Here is a 19,855-nt window from a genome sequence, read left to right as displayed (position 1 = left end):
ACACTTTTCCTGGAATTGCTCTGAGGAATACGTCCATGCTCACCCAGATAAGACCCGCGATCATCATGATCGTCTTCTTCACGGTGCTGACCGGCCTGATCTATCCGATCGGCATGACCGGCATCGCCCAGGCGCTGTTCCCGCGTCAGGCCAATGGCAGCCTGATCGAGAAGGACGGCAAGGTCATCGGCTCCGAACTGATCGGCCAGGGCTTTGCCAGCGACAAATATTTCCATGGTCGGCCTTCGGCGGCCGGCAACAACGGCTACGATGCAACCGCCTCCGGGGGTACCAATCTCGGCCCGACCAACCCCAAGCTGATCGACCGCATCAAGGGCGACGCGGAAAAGCTGAAGGCGGAGAATCCGAACCAGCCCGTGCCGATGGACCTGGTGACGACGTCCGGCAGCGGTCTCGATCCGCATATCAGCCCCGAAGCGGCCTACTTCCAGGTCGCCCGCGTGGCCAAGGCCAGGGGCGTCGACGAAGCCAAGGTCAAGGCGCTTGTCGACAGCCAGGTCGAAGGCCGCGAATTGGGCTTCATGGGCGAGCCGGTGGTCAACGTGCTGGCGCTCAACCTTGCGCTGGACGCCGCGAAATAGTGAATGGTGAGGCCCGGGGATCGACAGTGTCCCCGGCGCCATCCATGATCGATCCTGATGCCGGACGACAACCGCAACGAAACCAGACCCTCTCCCGACGCGCTGCTTGATCATGCCGAGCGGGAGGGGCGCGGCCGCCTGAGAATATTCCTGGGTGCGGCACCGGGCGTCGGCAAGACCTACGAGATGCTGATGTCGGGGCGCGCCAGGCTGGCCGACGGCGTGGACGTGGTGATCGGCGTCGTCGAGACGCATGGCCGCAAGGAAACATTGGCCCTGGTCGAGGGTTACGAGGTCATTGCCCGCCGCAAGGTCGACTACAAGGGGCGCATCCTCGACGAGATGGATATCGACGCCATCATTGCCCGGCGCCCGGCGCTGGTCCTCGTCGACGAACTCGCCCACACCAACGCGCCCGGCAGCCGCCATCCCAAGCGCTATCTCGACGTCCAGGAAATCCTGACGCAAGGCATCGACGTCTACACGACGCTCAACATCCAGCATGTCGAAAGCCTGAACGATGTCGTCGCCCAGATCACCAAGGTCAGGGTCCGCGAGACGGTTCCCGATTCCATCATCGACCAGGCCGACGATGTCGAGATCATCGATCTGACCCCCGACGACCTGATCAAGCGGCTCGAGGAAGGCAAGGTCTATTTCCCCAACACCGCCCAACGCGCCATCGAGAACTATTTTTCGCCCGGCAATCTGACGGCGCTCAGGGAACTGGCGTTGCGCCGCACCGCGCAGCGCGTCGACGACCAGTTGCTGATCCATATGCAGGCCCATGCCATTCCCGGACCATGGGCTGCCGGCGAAAGGGTCCTCGTCTGCCTCGACGCGCGCCCGGGAGGATCGGCCCGCGTGCGCTATGCACGCAGGCTGGCCGACCGGCTCCGTGCGCCGTGGACGGCGCTGCATGTCGACAGCACTCGTTCGGCCAGCATGCCCGAGGAGGACAAGGACCGGCTTGCAACGAACCTGCGCCTCGCCCAACAGCTTGGTGCCGAGGTGACGACCATTCCCGGTCAGAACGTGGCACAGGACATCGTGCGTTATGCGACGGCGAACAATTTCACCCATATCGTGGTCGGCAGGCCGACGCGGTCGCGCTGGCGCGAACTGATCGAAGGCTCGCTCACCTATGATCTCATCCGCAATGCCGGCGACATCAGCGTCCATGTCATTTCGGGAAACGAACGCAACACCGAGGCGACGTCGAGGAGCGTCAGGGCGGCTGACGAGCAGTGGCAGTTCCAGATCTGGCCCTATCTCAAGGCCACCGCCTATGTGATGGGCTCGCTCGCCTTCGCCGCGCTTCTCGACCAGTTTCTCGACGTTCGCAATCTCGCGATCATCTTTCTCATCGCGGTGCTGGCATCGGCGGTGACCGGCGGGCTGTGGCCGGCCCTGTACGCCTGTCTCGTCAGTGCCCTTGCCTTCAACTTTTTTTTCCTGGAGCCGCGCTACACGCTGACGATCCGGGATCCGGAGAGCATTGTCGCGCTCGGCGTTTTCCTGGTGGTCGCCGTCATTGCCAGCAATCTGACGGCGCGCGTGCAACGCCAGGCGGTCGCCGCCCGCTCGCGGGCGCGGGCCACCGAGGACATCTACCTCTTTTCCAAGAAGCTCGCCGGTGCCGGCACGCTCGACGACGTTCTCTGGGCCACCGCCTTCCAGATCGCCTCCATGCTGAAGCTGCGGGTGGTGCTGCTGCTGCCGGAAGACGGAACGATCACCGTCAAGGCCGGCTATCCGCCCGACGACACGCTGGCCGAGGCCGACATCGCCGCCGCCCGCTGGGCCTGGGAGCACAACCGCGCCGCGGGACGCGGCGCAGACACGCTTCCCGGCGCCAAGCGCCTCTATCTTCCCTTGCGGACCGGGCGCACGGCCATCGGCGTCGTCGGCCTCGACAACGACAAGCAGGGCCCGTTGCTGACGCCCGAGCAACAGCGCCTGCTCGACGCGCTGGCCGACCAGGCGGCGGTCGCCATCGAGCGTATCCAGCTCGTCGCCGACGTTGACCGGGCCAAGCTCGCTGCCGAGGCGGACAGGCTGCGCTCGGCGCTGCTCACCTCCATCTCGCATGACCTGAAGACGCCGCTCGCCGCCATCATGGGCGCGGCCGGCACGCTGAGGGAGTTCGCGCCGGCACTTCCCGAACAGGATCGGGCGGAGCTTTTGACGACCGTGCTCGACGAATCCGAGCGGTTGAACCGCTTCATCGCCAATCTGCTCGACATGACCAAGATCGAGTCCGGCGCGATGGAACCGAATTACGCTTTCCACTATGTCGGCGACATCGTCGGCTCCGCCCTGCAGAGAGCCAGGAAAATCATCGCCGAACACAAGACCGACATCGACATCCCCTCGGATCTGCCGATGTTGAAAGTCGATCCCGTCCTGTTCGAGCAGGCGCTGTTCAATCTTCTCGACAATGCGGCGAAATACGCCCCGCCCGGCTCGACGATCCGCGTGCAGGGCTGGACCGACAATGGGTCTGTCATCCTGCAGGTCATGGATGAAGGACCGGGCATTCCTCCCGGCGATCTGGAACGGATTTTCGATACTTTCTACCGGGTGCGCAAGCGCGACCAGGTTCGTGCCGGCACCGGGCTCGGCCTGTCGATCTGTCGTGGCTTCATCGAGGCGATGGGGGGCACGATCACGGCGGCAAACCGAACCGACCGCTCGGGCGCGGTTTTCACCATCAAGATGCCGAAGCCGGCGAACCCGCCCAATCTCGACGACTCGACTACGGACGATGTGGGTGACTTGGCATGACAAACTCGAACGTCAGGATATTGGTTGTCGATGACGAGCCGCCGATCCGCAAGCTGCTGCGCGTCGGCCTCGGCAGCCAGGGCTATGCGATCAGCGAGGCGCCGAACGCCAGGGTCGCGATCGAACTGATGGAGGCGGACAAGCCGGACCTCGTGCTGCTCGACCTTGGCCTGCCCGGCATGAGCGGCCATGAGCTGTTGCGCAAATGGCGCGACGACGGGCTCGACATTCCGGTGGTCATCCTTTCCAGCCGCACCGACGAGGCCGGCATCGTCCAGGCTCTGGAACTCGGCGCCGACGACTATGTCACCAAACCCTTCGGCATGAACGAACTGGTCGCGCGCATCCGTGTGGCGCTGCGCCACAAGTTCCAGCAGCAGGGTGAAAAGCCGGTGTTCCACACCGGCGACCTGTCCGTCGATCTGGTCAAACGCATCGTCAAGGTCGAAGGCAAGGACGTAAAACTTTCGCCGAAGGAATACGACATACTGCGCATCCTGGTGCAGCACGCCGGCAAGGTGCTGACCCACCATTTCCTGTTGAAGCAGGTCTGGGGCGATTCGACCGACGTGCAGTATCTCAGGGTCTATGTCCGCCAGCTCAGGCAGAAGATCGAGAAGACCCCCGACCAGCCGCGCTACATCACCACGGAGACTGGTGTCGGCTATCGTCTGCGAGAGGTCGAGTGAACTGCTGATGCATGTCGCCCAAAAGTGCGCAGCGGTTTTGGCCAAAGCGCGTCGACGCTAGCCGATAGCCTCCTGCGGCTGACCAAGCGGCGTGGATACCCGCAAGGCCGCCAGGCAGCCGACAATGCCGAGCGGCACGAAGGCAAGAAACAGCCACGAGGCGACATTCGCAGCCGCGTCGTGGTTCAATCCCCCCGAAAAACCGCTGGCATTGGCGACGATGCCGGCAAGTGCCGCACCCACGGCATAGCCGATGCGCTGCATGGTCGGCACCGCGGCCGAGGCGATGGTCTGCTCGTTCTCAGGGGCGGAGGCGACGATGACCCGCGTCAGGAAGGGCCAGGCGACGCCGAAGCCACCGCCTTGCAACAAGGCGCAGATCAGGATCAGCGGAATGGAACCCAGCGGTATCGTGTAGGCAAAGCCGGCGATGCCTGCCGCGATCATCACCGCGCCGCCGACGATGATCAGCCGCTCGCGTCGCGGTGGCGCGTTGGCAACCAGGATCGACAGGATCGACCAGGCGATCGATTCGGCGGCGATGATGTAGCCGGTGGTGAGCAGCGGGATGTCGTGCAGGCTGGTCAGCAGCAGCGGCCCGTAGACGCCGAAGGAACAGGTCGCCACCGAAAAGGCGGCGACCATGGTCATGCCGGCGCCGACAGGGGTGCGCCACGAGAACAGCCGCGCCGGAAAAAGCCGTGAACGCGGCTTCAGCGCGTCGATGTAGAAGAACAGCACCAGCCCGACCAGGCCGAGGCCCATCAGCAGCGAGGAGCGCAGCAAGGCGATGTCGACGCCGGCCGAGGCGATCAGCACCACGGCGACGGCGAGGCAGCCAAGTGCTGCGAACGGGAAGGGTGGCGCCTTGCCGTTGCTCGTTTTGGGCCTCGTCGCCTCCGGCGTGTTGAGCACGATGAAACTTGCCAGCGCCATGGCGGTGCCGCCCAGGGTGAAGATGCCGAAGGCCCAGCGCCACGACAAGAGCTCGGTCATGATCGCGCCAAGCAACGGGCCGCTGAAGGCGGCGACGCCCCAGATCGCCGACATGATGCCGAAGAGCTGCGGCCAGATGGCGCGCGAGAACAGCCGCTCGACCGAGACGAAGGCCAGCGACACCAACGCACCGCCGCCAAGCCCCTCGATGAGGCGGCCGGCAAGGAACAATTGCATGGAAGGCGAGGTGGCGCAGATCAGCGCTCCGGCTGCGTAGAGGAGGGCGGCAACCACCATGTTGGTGCGCAGGGGGACATAGCTCACCAGCCGGCCGGCGGCCGCGCCGGCGACGATGGCGCCGAGTTCATAGATAGCCAGCGACCAGCCGACGAGCTGGACGCCGGCCAGTTCGCCGACCATGGCCGGCATCACCGTCGCCACCATCGTTTCATTGGTGGCGTGCAGCAGGATGCCGAGGCTGATGAAGCAGAAACGCGCGAGGTCGCCGCTCGCCCACAATGCGCGCCAGTCGACCCTGTTTGTGCTGATTTCGGTCATTTCCACCCCTGCCTTCCCATATCTCGATGCCTGCGCGTGGCGCCAGAAGCCAGTGTGGGTTTCCGGCAGGACCATGCGTGGGCAGGAGCGTGCATCGCGCGCCGCATCAAGGGCGCTGCTCCAGTCGGGGCAGGCTTGTAAAACCTCAACCGGGATTGAGCTCAAGCGAAATTTTTCGAGATATTCACGGCAGGCGACCGCGTGATCAGTTCTCGGTGCTGCGCAACTGGAACTGGCTGACGCCGATGGCGAGGTTGATGCCGGTCTGCGTCTGCAGGCTGAGCGGCTGCAAGGTGAAGGCCTGCGAGGAGCCGCCGACCAGCAGATTGGCGCCGGCGCCGACGGCGGCCGTCACCTCGGCGCTGGCGCCGACATAGTCGCCGGCCAGCGCGCCCGGCGCATAAATGTTCTTCAGCGGCGACAGCACGATCCACTGCATGACCGTCTGCTTCGTGGTGCCGATGTCGAGGCCGTATTTGTTGACGGCGCCGAAATAGGCTTCCGGCGCAAAGCTCTTGTCGGCGGGGTTGAAGGTGCAGCTCAAATCCTTGCTCGAGCCGAAGATGAAACCGGTGCCGCCGCCGATGGCGCAGTCAAGCGTGCCAAGCTCTATGCCCCGGTCCTGCGCTTGCGCGGCCCCGGCAAGTACGGTCACGATCACGGCAGCGGCGATGGCTGTCTTTGGCATACGGTCCCCCCTCGGCGGTTCATCATTTCACGCAAACGCAGAACCGCTCTGTCTTTTTGTCTTGACGCAATACCCTGAGGGAAAGCGCTACGCGCTTTTCCCGGGAAAACCGTTTCACACTTTTCCTGGAATTGCTCCAAAAATCAAACGGCGCGGAACCATCCTATTAGGTTCCGCGCCGCAGGGTGAGAGGTCGTGGAGCGCATGGCTCCCTGCAATCACTTGAACGAGTGGATCAGCTCGAGCGAGGTCACGGCGACCGCGAGGTTGACCCCGGTTTGTGCCTGTACGCTGAGCGGCTCCAGCATGAAGGCGCTGTTGAAGCCACCGGCCAGCAGATTGGCGCCGCCGCCGGTCACGACGCTCGCCTCCGCGTTGACGCCGTAGTAGCTGCCGGCGAGATCGCCGGCCTCACGGTCGCGTGTTGCCGCCAGCACGGCCCAGACAAGCTGGCCCTGATGCGTTTGGCCGACATCAACGCCGATCTTGGAGATGACGCCGGTATAGTGCTCAGAAGGCCCGTGATGATAGGGGCGGAAGGTGCAGTCGACGCCCTTGTTGGAGGCGATGATGTAGGCGGTGCCGCCATCGATGGTGCAGTCGAGCGTGCCGAGTTGCAGCTTGCCGGCGCTGGCTGGGGCGACGGCGAATGCCGTCGTGGCGAGAGCAGCGGCGCAGACGAGTTTCTTGATCATGGCAGGGTCCTTTCGCAAATTGCCTGGAATAACGGCTTGAGTAGCAGGACCGTTCCACTGAAAACTTGGCGCGAACAAGGCACCGGCCGACCCCTTGCTGCCGGGGTTAACGCGCGGTTGCTGGATTGACGGTTTTGCGGCGCCGCGTGCTCTTTCGGGCACACAAAACGCGGCGCTGCTTTGCCCTGCCGAGATCGATATCAGCTGACGCGAGCGAGGCCATCCTTGGCCGGCTGGTAGGTCGGATCGAGGTGCACGGCTTCGCGGTAGGATTTCGCCGCCTTGGCCTTGTCGCCGCGCCGCTCGTAGATCAGCGCCTGGTTGGCCCAGGCCTCGGCGTTCTTGCCGTCGAGCTTGATCGCCATGTTGAAGTCGGCAAAGGCGTTGTCTTCGTCGTTGGTGGCCAGATAGGAAAGGCCGCGCCCGTTGTAGGGCTCGGCGGCGTCCGGCGCCAGCGAGATGGCGGTCGAGAAATCCTCGATGGCGAACTTGTGCTGGCCCTGGCTCTGATAGATCAGGCCGCGATTGTGGTAGGCGCGGGCGTCGGTGGTGTCGAGCTGGATGGCCTTCTGGAAGTCGTTGAAGGCTTCCTGGGTGCGACCCGCCTTGCGGTAGAGATTGCCGCGGCCGATATAAGCGGCGTCATAATTGCCGTTGATCTGGATAGACCGGTTGTAGTCGTCGAGCGCGGCCGACTGATTGCCCAGGAAGCGCTGGATGAGCGCACGGTTCGAATAGGCCTGGAAGAAATTCGGGTTGAGTTGGATGGCGGTGTTGAAATCCTTGAGCGCCGCCTGGTACTGGCCGCCCCGGCCATAGGCAGAGCCGCGCACATTGTAGCCTTCGGGATCCTGGGGATTGCGCTGGATGACCGCCGACAGCGAGGAGATGTTCTCGCTCGAACCTTGCGCCTTGTCGATGTTGTTGAATTCGCCGGTAGGGCCAGCCGTCTGGCAGCCGGCAAGCGCCAGCCCGGAAAGCAGGGCGGCCGTCAGGGCGAAACCGCGCAATGGGGTTCTGCGCTCCACGCTGATTGCGTTCATGTCTGCCCTGTCCTCACTTAAGCCGCGTCATCAGGTCCGGGTCCCCCCTCCGGGCCGGGTCACAATTGTCGTAAAGCGTTAGAGCGTACCTTGTGCGTCCATGTGGACGCACGCCGCCCTAAACAAAAAGGTGGCGGCGATTCCGCATCGCGCCACCTTGGATATCCTTCGAAAAGGACGAAAAATTGGCGTTAGAACCGCGGCGGGCGCGGAGCACCACCGGGACCGCCAGCGGCGCCAGCAGCAACCGGACGCGGCGTCATCGGCAGCAGACCTTCGCGCTGGGCGCGCTTGCGGGCCAGCTTGCGGGCGCGGCGCACGGCTTCAGCCTTTTCACGGGCGCGCTTCTCGGAAGGCTTCTCGTAATGTCCGCGCATCTTCATTTCGCGGAAAATGCCTTCGCGCTGCATCTTCTTCTTGAGCGCGCGAAGCGCCTGATCAACGTTATTGTCGCGGACGAGTACCTGCACGGGCAATCCTGTCTTTCGGGTTTGATATCAACAGGCAAGCGGCCATAGCCACTAGCCTCCGCGGCGGTTTACACCACGAATTGTGGCGGCTGATAGCAGAATCAGGCCGCGCTGTCCACAGCCGAAATGAAGGGCGGCCGCCAAATCGCCACCCGGTTGCCCGCAAGATTGGGGGCCAACTACGCCGTGGCCAGGTGCAGCCGCTCGAAATCCTCGAAGAACTCGCCATAGTCGCAGGTGATCTCCTCACCGGCGGCTATGTCGCGGGTCGCGGTTGCCCCGCCATACTGTGAAAAATCCGTGTTTGGATTTCCGGAATGGTTCATGAAGCGGCCATTGTCGACTTCATAGACCATGAAACCCGGCCGATCCGGGCTCGGATAGGCATAACGGTCGAGCAACTCCTTCAAAGGCAGGGGTGCCGCTTCGTATTTGTCCATGGGAATCAGCCGGTCGAAATCAGGGTCGAGCCGCCAGATCGAGGCACCTTTCCTGATCGGCTCGGCGGCGAACATGCCGACGCCCTCGATTGCACTCGCGGCCACGTAGGTTCTGATCAGCATCATGGTTCCAGGACCTGTTTCTCGACAGGAAACGGCATCGCCAAATCGCGCAGAAAAAGCAAGACCGGCGGCCTGCGTCACAGCGACGGACAGGCCTGTTCGCTGCAAAAATCCTTCACGTCCGGTTGATCGAGACGCCGCCATCGGCAAACAGCGCGGTTCCAGTCGTAAAGCTCGAGGCATCGGAGGCGAGGTAGAGCGCTGAGCGGGCGATCTCCTCCGGCTGCGCCATGCGCTTCAACGCATGGATGCCTTCGACGAAGGCGCGAGCCTCCGGTGTCGTCGTGGTCGCACCTGGCGTGTCGGTGCCGCCGGGCAACAGCGCGTTGACGCGCAGGCCGTGTGGTCCGTATTCGGCGGCCAGAACCTGCGTCAACCCTATCAGGCCGGCCTTGCCTGCCGCATAGGCAGCCATGCCGGGCATGCCAGCGGTTCGGCCGACAAAGCTTGAGGTGAAGATCAGGGAGCCGCCGCCGCGCTCCAACATGGCCGGTATCTGATATTTTGCACCGAGAAAAGCGCTCGTCAGATTGATGTCCATCGTCTCGAGCCAGGTCGCCGGCATCATGTCAGGAAGCGGACCCATCCGGCCGACGGCGCCGGCATTGTTGAAGGCGATGTCGAGGCCGCCGAATTTTTTGACCGCCAGATCGACAAGGGCCTTTGCGTAGGCTTCGTCGCGGACATCTCCGGCGAGCGCGACCGCCGTTCCGTCGGCATCCTCGATCTCGGCGACAAGCGCATCAAGTTCGGTCTGGCGTCGCGCGGCGACAACAAGCTTGGCGCTTTCCCCGGCGAAGAGCTTTGCGGTGGCGCGGCCGATGCCAGAACTGGCGCCGGTGACGATGGCGATCTTGTTGGCGCGTGCGAGCATGGGGGGTTGTCCTTCTGTCGGTCCTGTCTGGCCGACTGGTGCCGGCAACGAGGCCCGTTGATCGCAGGCCACGCCTTCTGGCGACACCCGATACCTGCGCAGTTGGTTCTTGCTGGCGATGGCTGGAAGCGAGCCGCTCATCACTTGCGAAGAGGCCAGGCCGGTTGGACGAACTATTGCCGCAACAACCATACCAGGCGGTCGAGCGAAAATGCGTAGCTGATGACGATGAGCAGAGTGATGACGATGCCTGTGGTTGTGTGGCCGATCAGATAGAACCCAGCCGCACCACCGAACAGGATCGTCAGTTCCAGCACCAGCCGCACCGCGCCTGGCACCGGCACCGGGGCACGGCCCGATCGGCTCGGATCGTTGAGCACTGCGAAGGTTCCCCACAAGGCAGCCGCAATGAGTGGCAAGGCCAGAGCCAGGATCCAGTGCCACCATCCGTCGGAGAGGCTCCAGCCGGCCAGTCCGAGGCCAAGCAGGGCGGCAAGCTCCAGCAGGAAGCGCAACGTCAGATTCCACCAGGCCCATATTCGTCCTCAAGAGTCTCGCGACAAGCAGTGTGACCGAACGCAGCCATGGCGGCCAGATCGCCTGCGTCTTTTTCGGCGCGGCGCAAAACGGCAAGCGCCGTCGCAAACAGCGCAAGGGTGGAAGCTGCGTTTCGCTAGTGATACACCTCGCGCGCCGAGGCTTGATGAACACTTGGCTGCCATTTGCGAGGCTGGGACGTTGAAGAAATATTCGGTATTCGCCATCGCCCGCGAGGCCATGCGCGGCCACAAGGGCTGGGAGGAACAATGGTCCTCGCCTGAGCCCAGGAAGGAATACGACGTTATCATCGTCGGCGCCGGCGGCCATGGCCTGGCCACCGCCTACTACCTCGCCACGGTGCATGGCATCACCAATGTCGCGGTGCTGGAAAAGGGCTGGCTCGGCGGCGGCAACACCGGCCGCAACACCACCATCATCCGCTCCAACTATCTCTATGACGAGAGCGCCGGCATCTACGACCATGCGCTGAAGCTGTGGGACGGGCTGAGCCAGGAGCTCAACTACAACGTCATGTATTCGGCGCGCGGCGTCATGATGCTGGCCCACAATGTGCACGACGTGCAGGTGCTGAAGCGCCACGTCCACGCCAACCGGCTGAACGGCATCGACAATGAATGGCTGACGCCGGAGCAGGCGAAGGAATTCTGCCCGCCGCTCAACACTTCCAGGGATGCGCGCTATCCGGTGGTGGGTGCGGCGCTGCAGCGGCGCGGCGGCACGGCGCGCCACGATGCGGTCGCCTGGGGCTATGCGCGCGGCGCCTCGGCGCGCGGCGTCCACATCATCCAGAACTGCGAGGTCACCGGCGTCAAGCGCGCGGCCAATGGCGCGGTCATGGGCGTCGACACGACGCGCGGCTTCATCGGCGCGAAAAAGGTCGGTGTCGTCGCCGCCGGCCATTCCTCGGTCATCATGAACATGGCCGGCGTGCGCATGCCGCTGGAAAGCTATCCGCTGCAGGCGCTGGTGTCGGAGCCGGTCAAGCCGGTGGTGCCTTGCGTGGTGATGTCGAACACCGTGCATGCCTATATCTCGCAATCCGACAAGGGCGAGCTGGTGATCGGCGCCGGCACCGACCAGTATGTCTCCTATTCGCAGACCGGCGGCCTGCACATCCTGCAACATACGCTCGACGCCATCTGCGAGATGTTCCCGATCTTCACGCGCATGAAGATGCTGCGCTCCTGGGGCGGCATCGTCGATGTCACGCCGGATCGCTCGCCGATCCTGGCCAAGACGCCGGTGCCCGGCCTCTACGTCAATTGCGGCTGGGGCACGGGCGGCTTCAAGGCGACGCCGGGCTCGGGTCATGTCTTTGCCCACACCATCGCCAGGGACGATCCGCATCCGATCAACGCGCCCTTCACCATCGAGCGCTTCCGCACCGGCCGCCTCATCGACGAGGCGGCGGCGGCGGCGGTGGCGCACTGATGATGGCGCAGATGGCTGTCGCCATGCCGCTGATGCTGGCGGGGGAACAGGGCATGTTCCATTTTCCGTCGGCGGACGAATTCCGCACGCAACCGATCAGCCGTGCCGGGAACGAGGCCGGATGGCCGTTTTCCGTCGACGACGGCATCCTGGCCTGCGTGTGGAGCGGCGGTCAGAAGGTGGTCATGTTCCTGGAGAACAGGCCTTCCGATCTTGGCGAGGATGACACATTCGAGCCACGCCGCGTCATCGTCACGACCGATCCGATGCAGCTCACCATCGGCAACATGGCGTATCGCGACCTGTTTCGCCCGACCGAAAGCGTGGCGGAGCGCATCCGGCTCGTCGCGCCCTTTGCGGCGATGGGCCAAAGGCTTTGCGACCAACCCGCCGGCGCTCACGTCGGCCACGGCGAATTGTAGGAACGAAGACGATGCTTCTCATCCGCTGCCCCTATTGCGAGGAAGAGCGTCCCGAGCTCGAGTTCCGCAACGCCGGCGAGGCGCATATCGCGCGTTCGGCCAACATATCAGGCGAGAGCGACGACGATTTCGAAAAGTTCTTCTTCATCCGCTCCAATCCCAAGGGCATCATTTATGAGCGCTGGCGGCACATGCATGGCTGCGCGCGTTTCTTCAATGCGGTGCGCGACACCGTCACCGACAAGTTCGTCATGACCTACAAGGCCGGCGAGCCGAAACCATCGAAGCTGCCCAATATCTCCAACGGAGTGGTTGCCAAATGAGCGGCGGGTTCCGCATTCCCGGCGCCGGCCGCCTCAAGCAGGCAAAGACCGCGCGGTTCAGCTTCGATGGCCAGTCCTATTCCGGCATCGAGGGCGATACGCTGGCATCGGCGCTGCTTGCCAATGGCGTCCATCTGGTCGGTCGTTCGTTCAAGTACCACCGTCCGCGCGGCATCCTGTCGGCGGGCGCGGAAGAGCCCAACGCACTGGTCGAGGTCAAGCGCGACGCGGCGCGCAGGACGCCGAATGTGCGGGCAACCGTGCAGGAACTTTATGACGGGCTTGCCGCGCAGTCGCAGAACCGCTGGCCGTCGCTGTCCTTCGACGTCGGCGCGGTCAACGACATCGCGTCGCCGATGTTTTCCGCCGGCTTCTACTACAAGACGTTCATGTGGCCGAAGGCGGCCTGGAAGAGCCTGTACGAACCGAAGATCCGTGCCGCGGCCGGGCTTGGCGTTTCCCCCGACCAGCCGGATCCCGACCATTATTCGTCGCGCTATGCGCATTGCGACGTGCTGGTGCTGGGCGGCGGCGCGGCCGGCATCGCGGCGGCACTTGCCGCGGCCGAGGCTGGCGTGCGCGTCATCCTGGCCGACGAGCAGGCCGAGTTCGGCGGCAGCCTGCGCTTCGAGACTGGCGCCAGGATCGACGGCCAGGACGGTTTTGCCTGGTCGCAGGCGGCGATTGCCAGGCTCCAGGCCATGGACAATGTCCGTGTGCTCTCGCGCACCACTGCCTTTGGTTACTACGCGCAGAATTTCATCGGGCTGGTCGAGCGGGTCAGCGATCATCTGAAGGCTCCCGGTCATGATCTGCCGCGCGAGCGGCTGTGGCAGGTGAGAGCCAAGCGCGTGGTGCTGGCCTCCGGCGCCATCGAGCGCCACATGGTGTTCGCCGACAATGACCGGCCGGGCATCATGTTGGCGGGTGCGGCGCGCACCTATCTCAACCATTATGGTGTGGCGGTCGGCAAAAATGTCGGCGTCTACACCGCCAATGATTCGGCTTACGCGGCGGCGATCGACCTGAAGAAGGCCGGCGTCAACGTGGCGGCGATCGTCGACCTGCGCGACAACCCGACCGGGCCGGTGATCGACGAGGCGAGGGCACTCGGCATCGAGGTCAATTTCGGCCGCGCGGTGATCCGCGCCGGCGGCAAGCTCAGGGTGTCGTCGATGACCGTGCAGCCGAAGAACGGCGGCGGCGAACGCACCATCCCGGTCGATGCGATCCTGATGTCGGCCGGCTGGACGCCGTCTGTGCATCTGTTCTCGCAGTCGCGCGGCAAGGTCGCCTTCAACGACGAGACCAAGCGCTTCGTGCCGGGCACCTATGCCCAGGATTGCGTCTCGGTCGGCGCCTGCAACGGCACCGACGGGCTGTCGGCGACGTTAGACGAAGCCTATGCGGCGGGCGCCAAGGCAGCCAAGGATGCCGGCGCCAAAACCGCCAAGGGCAACAAGCCCAAGGTCGACGCCTCGGAGAGCTGGTCGCGTGGCATGCTGGGTGCTGCCCCCGGCGCGGGGCCGGATACGACGGTGAAAGCCTTTGTCGATTTCCAGAACGACGTCACCGCTAAGGATATCCGTCAGGCGGTGCATGAGGGCATGCGCTCGATCGAGCACGTCAAGCGCTTCACCACCAACGGCATGGCGACCGACCAGGGCAAGACCTCCAACATGCACGGCCTGGCGATTGCCGCCGAGACGCTGGGCAAGCCGATCCCGGAAGTCGGCCTGACCACGTTCCGGGCGCCCTATACGCCGGTGACCTTCGGCGCGATCGTCAGCCATGCGCGCGGGCCGCTGTTCGACCCGACCCGCAAAACGGCGATCCATCCGTGGGCCGAGGCGCAAGGTGCCGTGTTCGAGGATGTCGGACAGTGGAAGCGCGCCTGGTATTTTCCCAAGGCGGGCGAGGACATGCATGCCGCGGTCGACCGCGAATGCGTCGCGGTGCGCAAGACGGCCGGCCTGTTCGATGCCTCGACGCTCGGCAAGATCGAGGTCGTCGGGCCGGACGCGGCGAAATTCATGGAACTGCTCTACACCAATCCGTGGGAGAAGCTGGAGCCCGGCCGCTGCCGCTACGGCATCATGCTGCGCGAGGACGGTTTCATCTATGATGACGGCGTCGTCGGCAGGCTGGCGCCCGACCGCTTCCACGTGACGACGACGACCGGCGGCGCGCCGCGCGTCATGAACCACATGGAGGATTATCTCCAGACCGAGTTCCCGCACCTCAACGTCTGGCTGACCTCGATCACCGAGCAATGGGCTGTCATCGCCGTGCAGGGGCCGAAGTCCCGCGACATCATCGCGCCGCTGGTCGAAGGCATCGATATGTCCGACGAGGCGCTGCCGCATATGTCGGTGCGCGAAGGCAAGATCTGCGGTGTGCCGACCCGGCTGTTCCGCATGTCGTTCACCGGCGAGCGCGGCTTCGAGGTCAATGTCCCGGCCGACCATGGCCAGGCCGTCTGGGAGGCGCTTTGGGCCGAAGGCCAGAAGCATGGTGCTGCCGCCTACGGCACCGAGGCCATGCACGTGCTGCGCGCCGAAAAGGGCTACATCATCGTCGGCCAGGACACGGACGGCACGGTGACGCCGAACGATGCCGGTCTCGACTGGGCGGTCGGCAAGAAGAAGACCGACTTCGTTGGTATCAGAGGCATGATGCGGCCGGATCTGGTCGCCAAGGGCCGCAAGCAGCTGGTCGGCCTCAAGACCAAGGACCCGAAGGTGGTGCTGGAAGAAGGTGCGCAGATCGTCGAGGATCCGAAGCAGGCGATCCCGATGAAGATGATCGGCCACGTCACGTCCAGCTACTGGTCTGAAAATTGCGGCCGCTCGATTGCGCTCGCATTGGTCGCCGGCGGCCGTGACCGGATGGGCGACACGCTCTATGTGCCGATGCCGAACGGGGTGATCGAGGTCGAGGTCACCGGCATGGTGTTCTTCGACGAGACGGGAGGGCGCCTCAATGGCTAACGCTGCTGCGAAGAAAACTGCTGTTGCCGCGCCATCGGCCGAGCGCCGCCCGGCGTTGGCCGGACGCACCATTTCGGCAACCAGCGTCAAGGTCGAGGTGATGCCGCCGGCCGAGCGCATCTCGCTGCGTGCGCCGGAGGCTTCGGTCGCCGCACTGTCGAAGGCGCTCGGTGTGACCTTGCCACGGAAGCCGAAGACGTCGGCCTCGAAGGCTGGGCGCACCGCTTTGTGGCTTGGACCCGACGAATGGCTTGTCATCGACGAGGCCGGCAACGATCCGCTCGCCGATTGTGCCAAGGTTTCGGCTCTGCATTCGGCAGTCGGCATTTCGCATCGCAACATCGCGATATCCGTTACTGGTGTTGGGGCGGCCGCGACGATCAATGCGGGCTGCCCGCAGGACCTGTCGCTGGAGGCCTTCCCGGTGGGGGCTGCTTCGCGCACGATCCTGGGCAAGACCGAGATCGTGCTGTTGCGCAACGCGTCAGACACCTTCCGGGTCGAATGCTGGCGTTCCTTCTCGGACTATGTCTTTACTTTCCTGTCCGAGGGATCGCGAGACGCAGCGGTCTGAACCCGGAACGTTTTGCAGGGCACGTTCGTTCTGCATCCGCACGCCGAGGGAGAATGCCGATGCCGTCGAATTCCGCGCCGAAGTCGCCGGCCAAAAAGACCCCTGCCGTTCGCTCGCTCGAACATGAGCAACACGAAGCACCGAGTGCCGAAGATGAACTCGAGGAAGGCCTCGAGGATACGTTTCCGGCCAGCGATCCGGTGTCGATAACCGGAACGGCCATCCCTGGTGCACCGGCCAAGCCGGGCAGGGCCAAGACCGTGCCGGGGCGCAAGAAGCGCAAGACTTAATTTCCATCGGGCCAGGCTGGATCGGACTTCTCAATCCCATTGGACATGCTATTTAAAGCGCTTTGGGAGAGAAAAAATGCCGACAAAAGCCGTCGTTTGGGGCGAGAACGTCCACGAGCAGACCAATGCCGCCGTGCGCGACCTTTATCCCAAGGGCATGCATGGCACCATTGCCGCGGCCCTCAACCAGGACAAGGGCATCGAGGCGACCACCGCCACCTTGCAGGAGCCGGAGCACGGCTTGAGCGAAGAGCGTCTGGCCGCAACCGATGTCCTGCTGTGGTGGGGCCACAGGTCGCATGGCGAGGTCAAGGACGAGATCGTCGAGCGGGTGCAGAAGCGGGTGTGGGAAGGCATGGGGCTGATCGTGCTCCACTCCGGCCACTACTCGAAGATTTTCAAGCGGCTGATGGGCACGCCCTGTTCGTTGAAATGGCGCGAGGCGGGCGAGCGCGAGCGCGTCTGGGCGATCAACCGCAGCCACCCGATCGCGCAAGGCATCGGCGAGTGCCTGGAGATCGGCGAGACGGAAATGTATGGCGAGCCGTTCGCGGTGCCGGAGCCGCTCGAGACGGTGTTCGTCTCCTGGTACGAGGGCGGCGAGGTGTTCCGTTCCGGACTGACCTATCAGCGCGGCGCCGGCAGGATCTTCTACTTCTCGCCCGGCCACGAGACCTATCCGATCTATCACAATGAAGGCGTGCAGCAGGTGCTGCGCAATGCCGTGCACTGGGCGCACAATCCGGCGCCGGCCTGGTCCGGCATCACCAATGCGCCGAACGTGCCGACGGATGCGGCCAAGGAAAAGATCGTCCAGAAAGGGCTGCGCCTGCACGCCGACGGCGATGAGGGCCTGCGTTGATGGGGCCTGAGTTGATGGGGGCTGAGCTGATGGATCCCAAGCCGACGCATCGGCTGCTGCTGCTCGGCACCGGCGGCATTGCCGGGCATCATGTCGAGGAGTTCGCCAAGCTCCCCGGCTGCCGCATCGTCGCTTGCGTCGATCAGGTGCCCGGCCGCGCGGCGGCGTTCGCCGCCGCCAATTCAATCGGCGATTTCTTCGAGAGCCTGGAAGCGGCGATCGCCTGGGGGGAGTTCGACGCCGCCATCAACGCGACGCCGGACGGTGCGCACAAGGCAACGACGCTGGCGCTGCTTGCCGCCGGCAAGCACGTCTTCTGTGAAAAACCGCTGGCGCCGAACCACGCCGATGCGCTTGATATGACCGAAGCCGCCGAGGCGGCCGGGGTCGTTAACATGGTCAACCTGACCTATCGCAACTCACCGGCGATCCAGGAAGCGCGGCGCATGGTGCAGGCCGGCGAGATCGGCGAATTGCGCCATGTCGAGGCGAGCTACCGGCAAAGCTGGCTGGTCAGCAAATCATGGGGCGACTGGCGGGTCGAGGACAAATGGCTGTGGCGCTTGTCGAGCCGGCACGGCTCGACCGGCGTGCTCGGCGATGTCGGCATTCACATCCTGGATTTCGCCACCTATGGCGCGGCTCAGGATATCGTCAGCCTGCACGCCGATCTGGTGACGTTTCCGAAGGCCGAGGGCGAGCGTATGGGCGACTATGTTCTTGATGCCAACGACAGCGTGGCGATGACGGCGCGGCTCGGCTCCGGCGCGCTCGCCACGATCGTGGCAAGCCGCTACATGACCGGCCACGCCAACGATCTGTCGCTGGCCATGCACGGCACCAAGGGTGCCATCAAGGTGGAGACCGACGGCAAGACGTCGAACCTCTCCGCCTGCCTGGGCAAGGATGTCGATCTGCAACGCATGCGGACGCTCGTCATGCCGGATGTCAAGCGCAACGCCCGGCGTTTCGCCGATGCGCTGGATGCCGGCCAGAACGGCGACCCGTCCTTCCGGCGCGCCGCCGACATGCAGAAGCTGATCGACGCGGCCTTCGAGAGTTCAGCGGTTCGACGGCCAATCTCAATCGGCTGATGACCTGAGCGTCGTTATGTTCCGCCAGGCCGGCTTTCGAATTGCGCCGGCCCCGGCTTGTGATTTTATCGGCGGATATCAGAATGCGCTCGGCACGATCCACGGATTGATGCTGATGCCGAGGCGTGGGCCTTTGCCGTCAGCCGTGTTTTCCGTGGAGCCCTTCTTCTCGACCGAGCCGGTCGACGCGCAATCGAGCTTCACATGCGTCCTGGTGTCGACGCAGGTCGCGGCGGGTGCCTGCTTGGCCGGCTGGGTGGCGCTGGCGGCGAAGGCCGAGCCCGAAAGCGCCAGCACGGCGGCGAGGGTGAGGAGTGTCTTTTTCATTGTCAGTCTCCGTTTTCGACGGTTGAATTGATTTTGTACATGTACGATACGACGTACATATACGGCCGGAGATCTGGGTGTTCAAGTCAGAAAACGTACATGTACGACAATTTTTATTGAACATCGAAATTCGCGGCATCCTGACACAGCGAGTTCCTTCGGCCCAAAAGTCTTGCCGGTTCGGTGAGTTGACGAATCGCATCACGCGTCACCAACGGTGCAGAATTCTGCTCCGCTGCGCTCTTCGACCACGGTCGCGGCATGGATCCCAGGGTCTCCGCGACGGAGCTTCGCTCCTGCTTCGCCCTGGGATGACGAAGTCGAAAGGCTTCAGCCAATCCCGAATGAGGGTCCGCTGGCAGCGCTAAAGGGTGCCGCACCCAGGTCGTTGCGTCATCACGGTGAGGATCTCATGACACCGCTCAGCAGTTGACCGGTGTCTCGGTCAGCGGCGGCACGTTCTGGGTGCTGAGCGTGGCAAGCGTGAAATCGCACATCCGCTTTACGAAAGCCTGCGGGTCGCCGAAGGGATAGAACGGAAAGGTGATCAGCAGCGAGATCGTGCCGTGGCCCACCGCCCACAGCATGGCGGCGATGGCGCGCGGATCGCCCTGCAGCTTGCCGGCGGCGACGCAGGCCTCGACCCTGCTGATCAGCACCTTCATCGCCGGGTTGCCTTCCTCCATGTCGTCGTAGCTCCTGCCTTCCGGCAGTTTGGTCTTCTCGGTCATGAACACGGTGCGGTATTCGTTGGGATTGCCAAGCCCGAAGGCGGCATATTCCGTCATGACCGCCTGCAATGCCTCGATCGGATCGTCGGACGGATGCTCTTCGATGCGGCGGGCAAGCGTCTCGAACGCATCCTCGGCCAGCGCGAACAAGATGTCCTGCTTGTCGGCGAAGTAGGAGTAGACCGACATCGGTGCGTAGCCGACCCGCTTGGCCAATTTGCGGATGGTCAGGCCTTCATAGCCTTCTTCCTGGACGAGTTTGTGCGCGGCCTCGACCAGCTCGGAGCGCAGTTCGGCCTTTTGTTTCTCGCGGCGTGTCTGGAGGCTCGGCGGCAAGATCTGGTG

Annotated in this window: 21 protein-coding genes; 11 read left to right on the top strand and 10 right to left on the bottom strand. The window is 64.0% G+C overall.

Annotated elements, in window-relative coordinates; translation table 11 throughout:
* Positions 1-35 precede the first annotated feature (35 nt).
* The 3 genes from kdpC to BPNPMPFG_RS15715 are packed head-to-tail and all read left to right on the top strand — an operon-like array spanning position 36 to position 4,078.
* Positions 36-602, top strand: a complete 567-nt coding sequence (kdpC, locus tag BPNPMPFG_RS15725) for a potassium-transporting ATPase subunit KdpC (protein ID WP_258596381.1) — start codon at positions 36-38, stop codon at positions 600-602.
* Between the two features lie 57 nt (positions 603-659).
* On the top strand, positions 660-3,389 hold the full coding sequence (locus BPNPMPFG_RS15720; RefSeq protein WP_258596380.1) for a DUF4118 domain-containing protein: 2,730 nt from the start codon (positions 660-662) through the stop codon (positions 3,387-3,389).
* Positions 3,386-4,078, top strand: coding sequence for a response regulator transcription factor (locus tag BPNPMPFG_RS15715; protein WP_258596379.1), 693 nt, complete (start codon positions 3,386-3,388; stop codon positions 4,076-4,078). Before BPNPMPFG_RS15720 ends, BPNPMPFG_RS15715 begins: the two co-directional genes overlap by 4 nt.
* 57 nt (positions 4,079-4,135) lie before the next feature.
* Here the strand turns inward: BPNPMPFG_RS15715 and BPNPMPFG_RS15710 are convergent, their stop codons facing one another.
* From BPNPMPFG_RS15710 to BPNPMPFG_RS15675, 8 genes are all read right to left on the bottom strand, one after another.
* Positions 4,136-5,572, bottom strand: coding sequence for an MFS transporter (locus BPNPMPFG_RS15710; RefSeq protein ID WP_258596378.1), 1,437 nt, complete (start codon positions 5,570-5,572; stop codon positions 4,136-4,138).
* A gap of 205 nt (positions 5,573-5,777) precedes the next feature.
* Complete coding sequence (locus BPNPMPFG_RS15705; protein WP_258596377.1) at positions 5,778-6,260, bottom strand: DUF992 domain-containing protein; 483 nt, start codon at positions 6,258-6,260, stop codon at positions 5,778-5,780.
* Positions 6,261-6,478: 218 nt separating this feature from the next.
* Complete coding sequence (locus BPNPMPFG_RS15700; protein WP_258596376.1) at positions 6,479-6,955, bottom strand: DUF992 domain-containing protein; 477 nt, start codon at positions 6,953-6,955, stop codon at positions 6,479-6,481.
* Between the two features lie 200 nt (positions 6,956-7,155).
* Positions 7,156-7,998 (bottom strand): tetratricopeptide repeat protein, encoded by an 843-nt coding sequence (locus tag BPNPMPFG_RS15695; RefSeq protein ID WP_258596375.1) that lies wholly within the window; start codon positions 7,996-7,998, stop codon positions 7,156-7,158.
* A 191-nt stretch (positions 7,999-8,189) separates the two neighbouring features.
* Positions 8,190-8,468 (bottom strand): 30S ribosomal protein S21, encoded by a 279-nt coding sequence (rpsU, locus tag BPNPMPFG_RS15690; RefSeq protein WP_023671138.1) that lies wholly within the window; start codon positions 8,466-8,468, stop codon positions 8,190-8,192.
* Positions 8,469-8,647: 179 nt separating this feature from the next.
* Positions 8,648-9,034, bottom strand: coding sequence for an SET domain-containing protein (locus BPNPMPFG_RS15685; protein ID WP_258596373.1), 387 nt, complete (start codon positions 9,032-9,034; stop codon positions 8,648-8,650).
* A gap of 112 nt (positions 9,035-9,146) precedes the next feature.
* Positions 9,147-9,905 (bottom strand): SDR family oxidoreductase, encoded by a 759-nt coding sequence (locus tag BPNPMPFG_RS15680; RefSeq protein ID WP_258596372.1) that lies wholly within the window; start codon positions 9,903-9,905, stop codon positions 9,147-9,149.
* A gap of 173 nt (positions 9,906-10,078) precedes the next feature.
* Positions 10,079-10,420, bottom strand: coding sequence for a DUF2568 domain-containing protein (locus BPNPMPFG_RS15675; protein ID WP_258596371.1), 342 nt, complete (start codon positions 10,418-10,420; stop codon positions 10,079-10,081).
* Between the two features lie 223 nt (positions 10,421-10,643).
* On the opposite strand from BPNPMPFG_RS15675, the gene BPNPMPFG_RS15670 reads away from it, so the two are divergent.
* The 8 genes from BPNPMPFG_RS15670 to BPNPMPFG_RS15635 all read left to right on the top strand — a co-directional run bounded on the left by BPNPMPFG_RS15670 (position 10,644) and on the right by BPNPMPFG_RS15635 (position 18,452).
* Positions 10,644-11,897 carry a sarcosine oxidase subunit beta gene (locus BPNPMPFG_RS15670; RefSeq protein WP_258596776.1) on the top strand — a complete coding sequence of 418 codons (1,254 nt, stop codon included), beginning with the start codon at positions 10,644-10,646 and terminating at the stop codon, positions 11,895-11,897.
* Positions 11,897-12,319 (top strand): hypothetical protein, encoded by a 423-nt coding sequence (locus BPNPMPFG_RS15665; protein WP_258596370.1) that lies wholly within the window; start codon positions 11,897-11,899, stop codon positions 12,317-12,319. The genes BPNPMPFG_RS15670 and BPNPMPFG_RS15665 overlap by 1 nt, the downstream gene beginning before the upstream one ends.
* 11 nt (positions 12,320-12,330) lie before the next feature.
* Positions 12,331-12,642, top strand: a complete 312-nt coding sequence (locus tag BPNPMPFG_RS15660; protein WP_258596369.1) for a sarcosine oxidase subunit delta — start codon at positions 12,331-12,333, stop codon at positions 12,640-12,642.
* Entirely contained in the window at positions 12,639-15,632 is a 2,994-nt protein-coding gene (locus tag BPNPMPFG_RS15655) for a sarcosine oxidase subunit alpha (protein WP_258596368.1), read from the top strand. Before BPNPMPFG_RS15660 ends, BPNPMPFG_RS15655 begins: the two co-directional genes overlap by 4 nt.
* Positions 15,625-16,206: a sarcosine oxidase subunit gamma gene (locus tag BPNPMPFG_RS15650; RefSeq protein WP_258596367.1), complete on the top strand. Its 582-nt coding sequence runs from the start codon at positions 15,625-15,627 to the stop codon at positions 16,204-16,206. The genes BPNPMPFG_RS15655 and BPNPMPFG_RS15650 overlap by 8 nt, the downstream gene beginning before the upstream one ends.
* 59 nt (positions 16,207-16,265) lie before the next feature.
* A complete protein-coding gene (locus BPNPMPFG_RS15645) occupies positions 16,266-16,496 on the top strand; it encodes a hypothetical protein (protein WP_258596366.1) in 231 nt (76 codons plus the stop codon).
* Between the two features lie 76 nt (positions 16,497-16,572).
* Entirely contained in the window at positions 16,573-17,358 is a 786-nt protein-coding gene (locus BPNPMPFG_RS15640) for a ThuA domain-containing protein (RefSeq protein WP_258596364.1), read from the top strand.
* Positions 17,359-17,387: 29 nt separating this feature from the next.
* Positions 17,388-18,452, top strand: a complete 1,065-nt coding sequence (locus tag BPNPMPFG_RS15635; RefSeq protein WP_258596362.1) for a Gfo/Idh/MocA family protein — start codon at positions 17,388-17,390, stop codon at positions 18,450-18,452.
* Between the two features lie 78 nt (positions 18,453-18,530).
* On the opposite strand, the gene BPNPMPFG_RS15630 is transcribed toward BPNPMPFG_RS15635, so the two are convergent.
* Together BPNPMPFG_RS15630 and BPNPMPFG_RS15625 are read right to left on the bottom strand one after the other, a co-directional pair.
* Entirely contained in the window at positions 18,531-18,779 is a 249-nt protein-coding gene (locus BPNPMPFG_RS15630) for a DUF680 domain-containing protein (protein WP_258596361.1), read from the bottom strand.
* 422 nt (positions 18,780-19,201) lie between these two features.
* A complete protein-coding gene (locus BPNPMPFG_RS15625; protein WP_258596359.1) occupies positions 19,202-19,846 on the bottom strand; it encodes a TetR/AcrR family transcriptional regulator in 645 nt (214 codons plus the stop codon).
* Positions 19,847-19,855: the final 9 nt, after the last annotated feature.

Origin of the sequence: Mesorhizobium sp. AR07, assembly GCF_024746815.1 — a bacterium.
GTDB lineage: Bacteria > Pseudomonadota > Alphaproteobacteria > Rhizobiales > Rhizobiaceae > Mesorhizobium.
This window is presented reverse-complemented; position numbering and strand designations above follow the sequence as displayed.

What these genes read in the sequence shown, in the direction of transcription:
- BPNPMPFG_RS15720 (WP_258596380.1), top strand. Translation starts at nt 660, where the DNA reads ATGCCGGACGACAACCGCAACGAAACCAGACCCTCTCCCGACGCGCTG.
- BPNPMPFG_RS15710 (WP_258596378.1), bottom strand. Translation starts at nt 5,572, where the DNA reads ATGACCGAAATCAGCACAAACAGGGTCGACTGGCGCGCATTGTGGGCG.
- BPNPMPFG_RS15700 (WP_258596376.1), bottom strand. Translation starts at nt 6,955, where the DNA reads ATGATCAAGAAACTCGTCTGCGCCGCTGCTCTCGCCACGACGGCATTC.
- BPNPMPFG_RS15680 (WP_258596372.1), bottom strand. Translation starts at nt 9,905, where the DNA reads ATGCTCGCACGCGCCAACAAGATCGCCATCGTCACCGGCGCCAGTTCT.
- BPNPMPFG_RS15660 (WP_258596369.1), top strand. Translation starts at nt 12,331, where the DNA reads ATGCTTCTCATCCGCTGCCCCTATTGCGAGGAAGAGCGTCCCGAGCTC.
- BPNPMPFG_RS15630 (WP_258596361.1), bottom strand. Translation starts at nt 18,779, where the DNA reads ATGAAAAAGACACTCCTCACCCTCGCCGCCGTGCTGGCGCTTTCGGGC.
- BPNPMPFG_RS15685 (WP_258596373.1), bottom strand. Translation starts at nt 9,034, where the DNA reads ATGATGCTGATCAGAACCTACGTGGCCGCGAGTGCAATCGAGGGCGTC.
- BPNPMPFG_RS15640 (WP_258596364.1), top strand. Translation starts at nt 16,573, where the DNA reads ATGCCGACAAAAGCCGTCGTTTGGGGCGAGAACGTCCACGAGCAGACC.
- BPNPMPFG_RS15665 (WP_258596370.1), top strand. Translation starts at nt 11,897, where the DNA reads ATGATGGCGCAGATGGCTGTCGCCATGCCGCTGATGCTGGCGGGGGAA.
- BPNPMPFG_RS15655 (WP_258596368.1), top strand. Translation starts at nt 12,639, where the DNA reads ATGAGCGGCGGGTTCCGCATTCCCGGCGCCGGCCGCCTCAAGCAGGCA.
- BPNPMPFG_RS15705 (WP_258596377.1), bottom strand. Translation starts at nt 6,260, where the DNA reads ATGCCAAAGACAGCCATCGCCGCTGCCGTGATCGTGACCGTACTTGCC.
- BPNPMPFG_RS15635 (WP_258596362.1), top strand. Translation starts at nt 17,388, where the DNA reads ATGGATCCCAAGCCGACGCATCGGCTGCTGCTGCTCGGCACCGGCGGC.
- BPNPMPFG_RS15645 (WP_258596366.1), top strand. Translation starts at nt 16,266, where the DNA reads ATGCCGTCGAATTCCGCGCCGAAGTCGCCGGCCAAAAAGACCCCTGCC.
- kdpC (WP_258596381.1), top strand. Translation starts at nt 36, where the DNA reads ATGCTCACCCAGATAAGACCCGCGATCATCATGATCGTCTTCTTCACG.
- BPNPMPFG_RS15695 (WP_258596375.1), bottom strand. Translation starts at nt 7,998, where the DNA reads ATGAACGCAATCAGCGTGGAGCGCAGAACCCCATTGCGCGGTTTCGCC.
- BPNPMPFG_RS15715 (WP_258596379.1), top strand. Translation starts at nt 3,386, where the DNA reads ATGACAAACTCGAACGTCAGGATATTGGTTGTCGATGACGAGCCGCCG.
- BPNPMPFG_RS15650 (WP_258596367.1), top strand. Translation starts at nt 15,625, where the DNA reads ATGGCTAACGCTGCTGCGAAGAAAACTGCTGTTGCCGCGCCATCGGCC.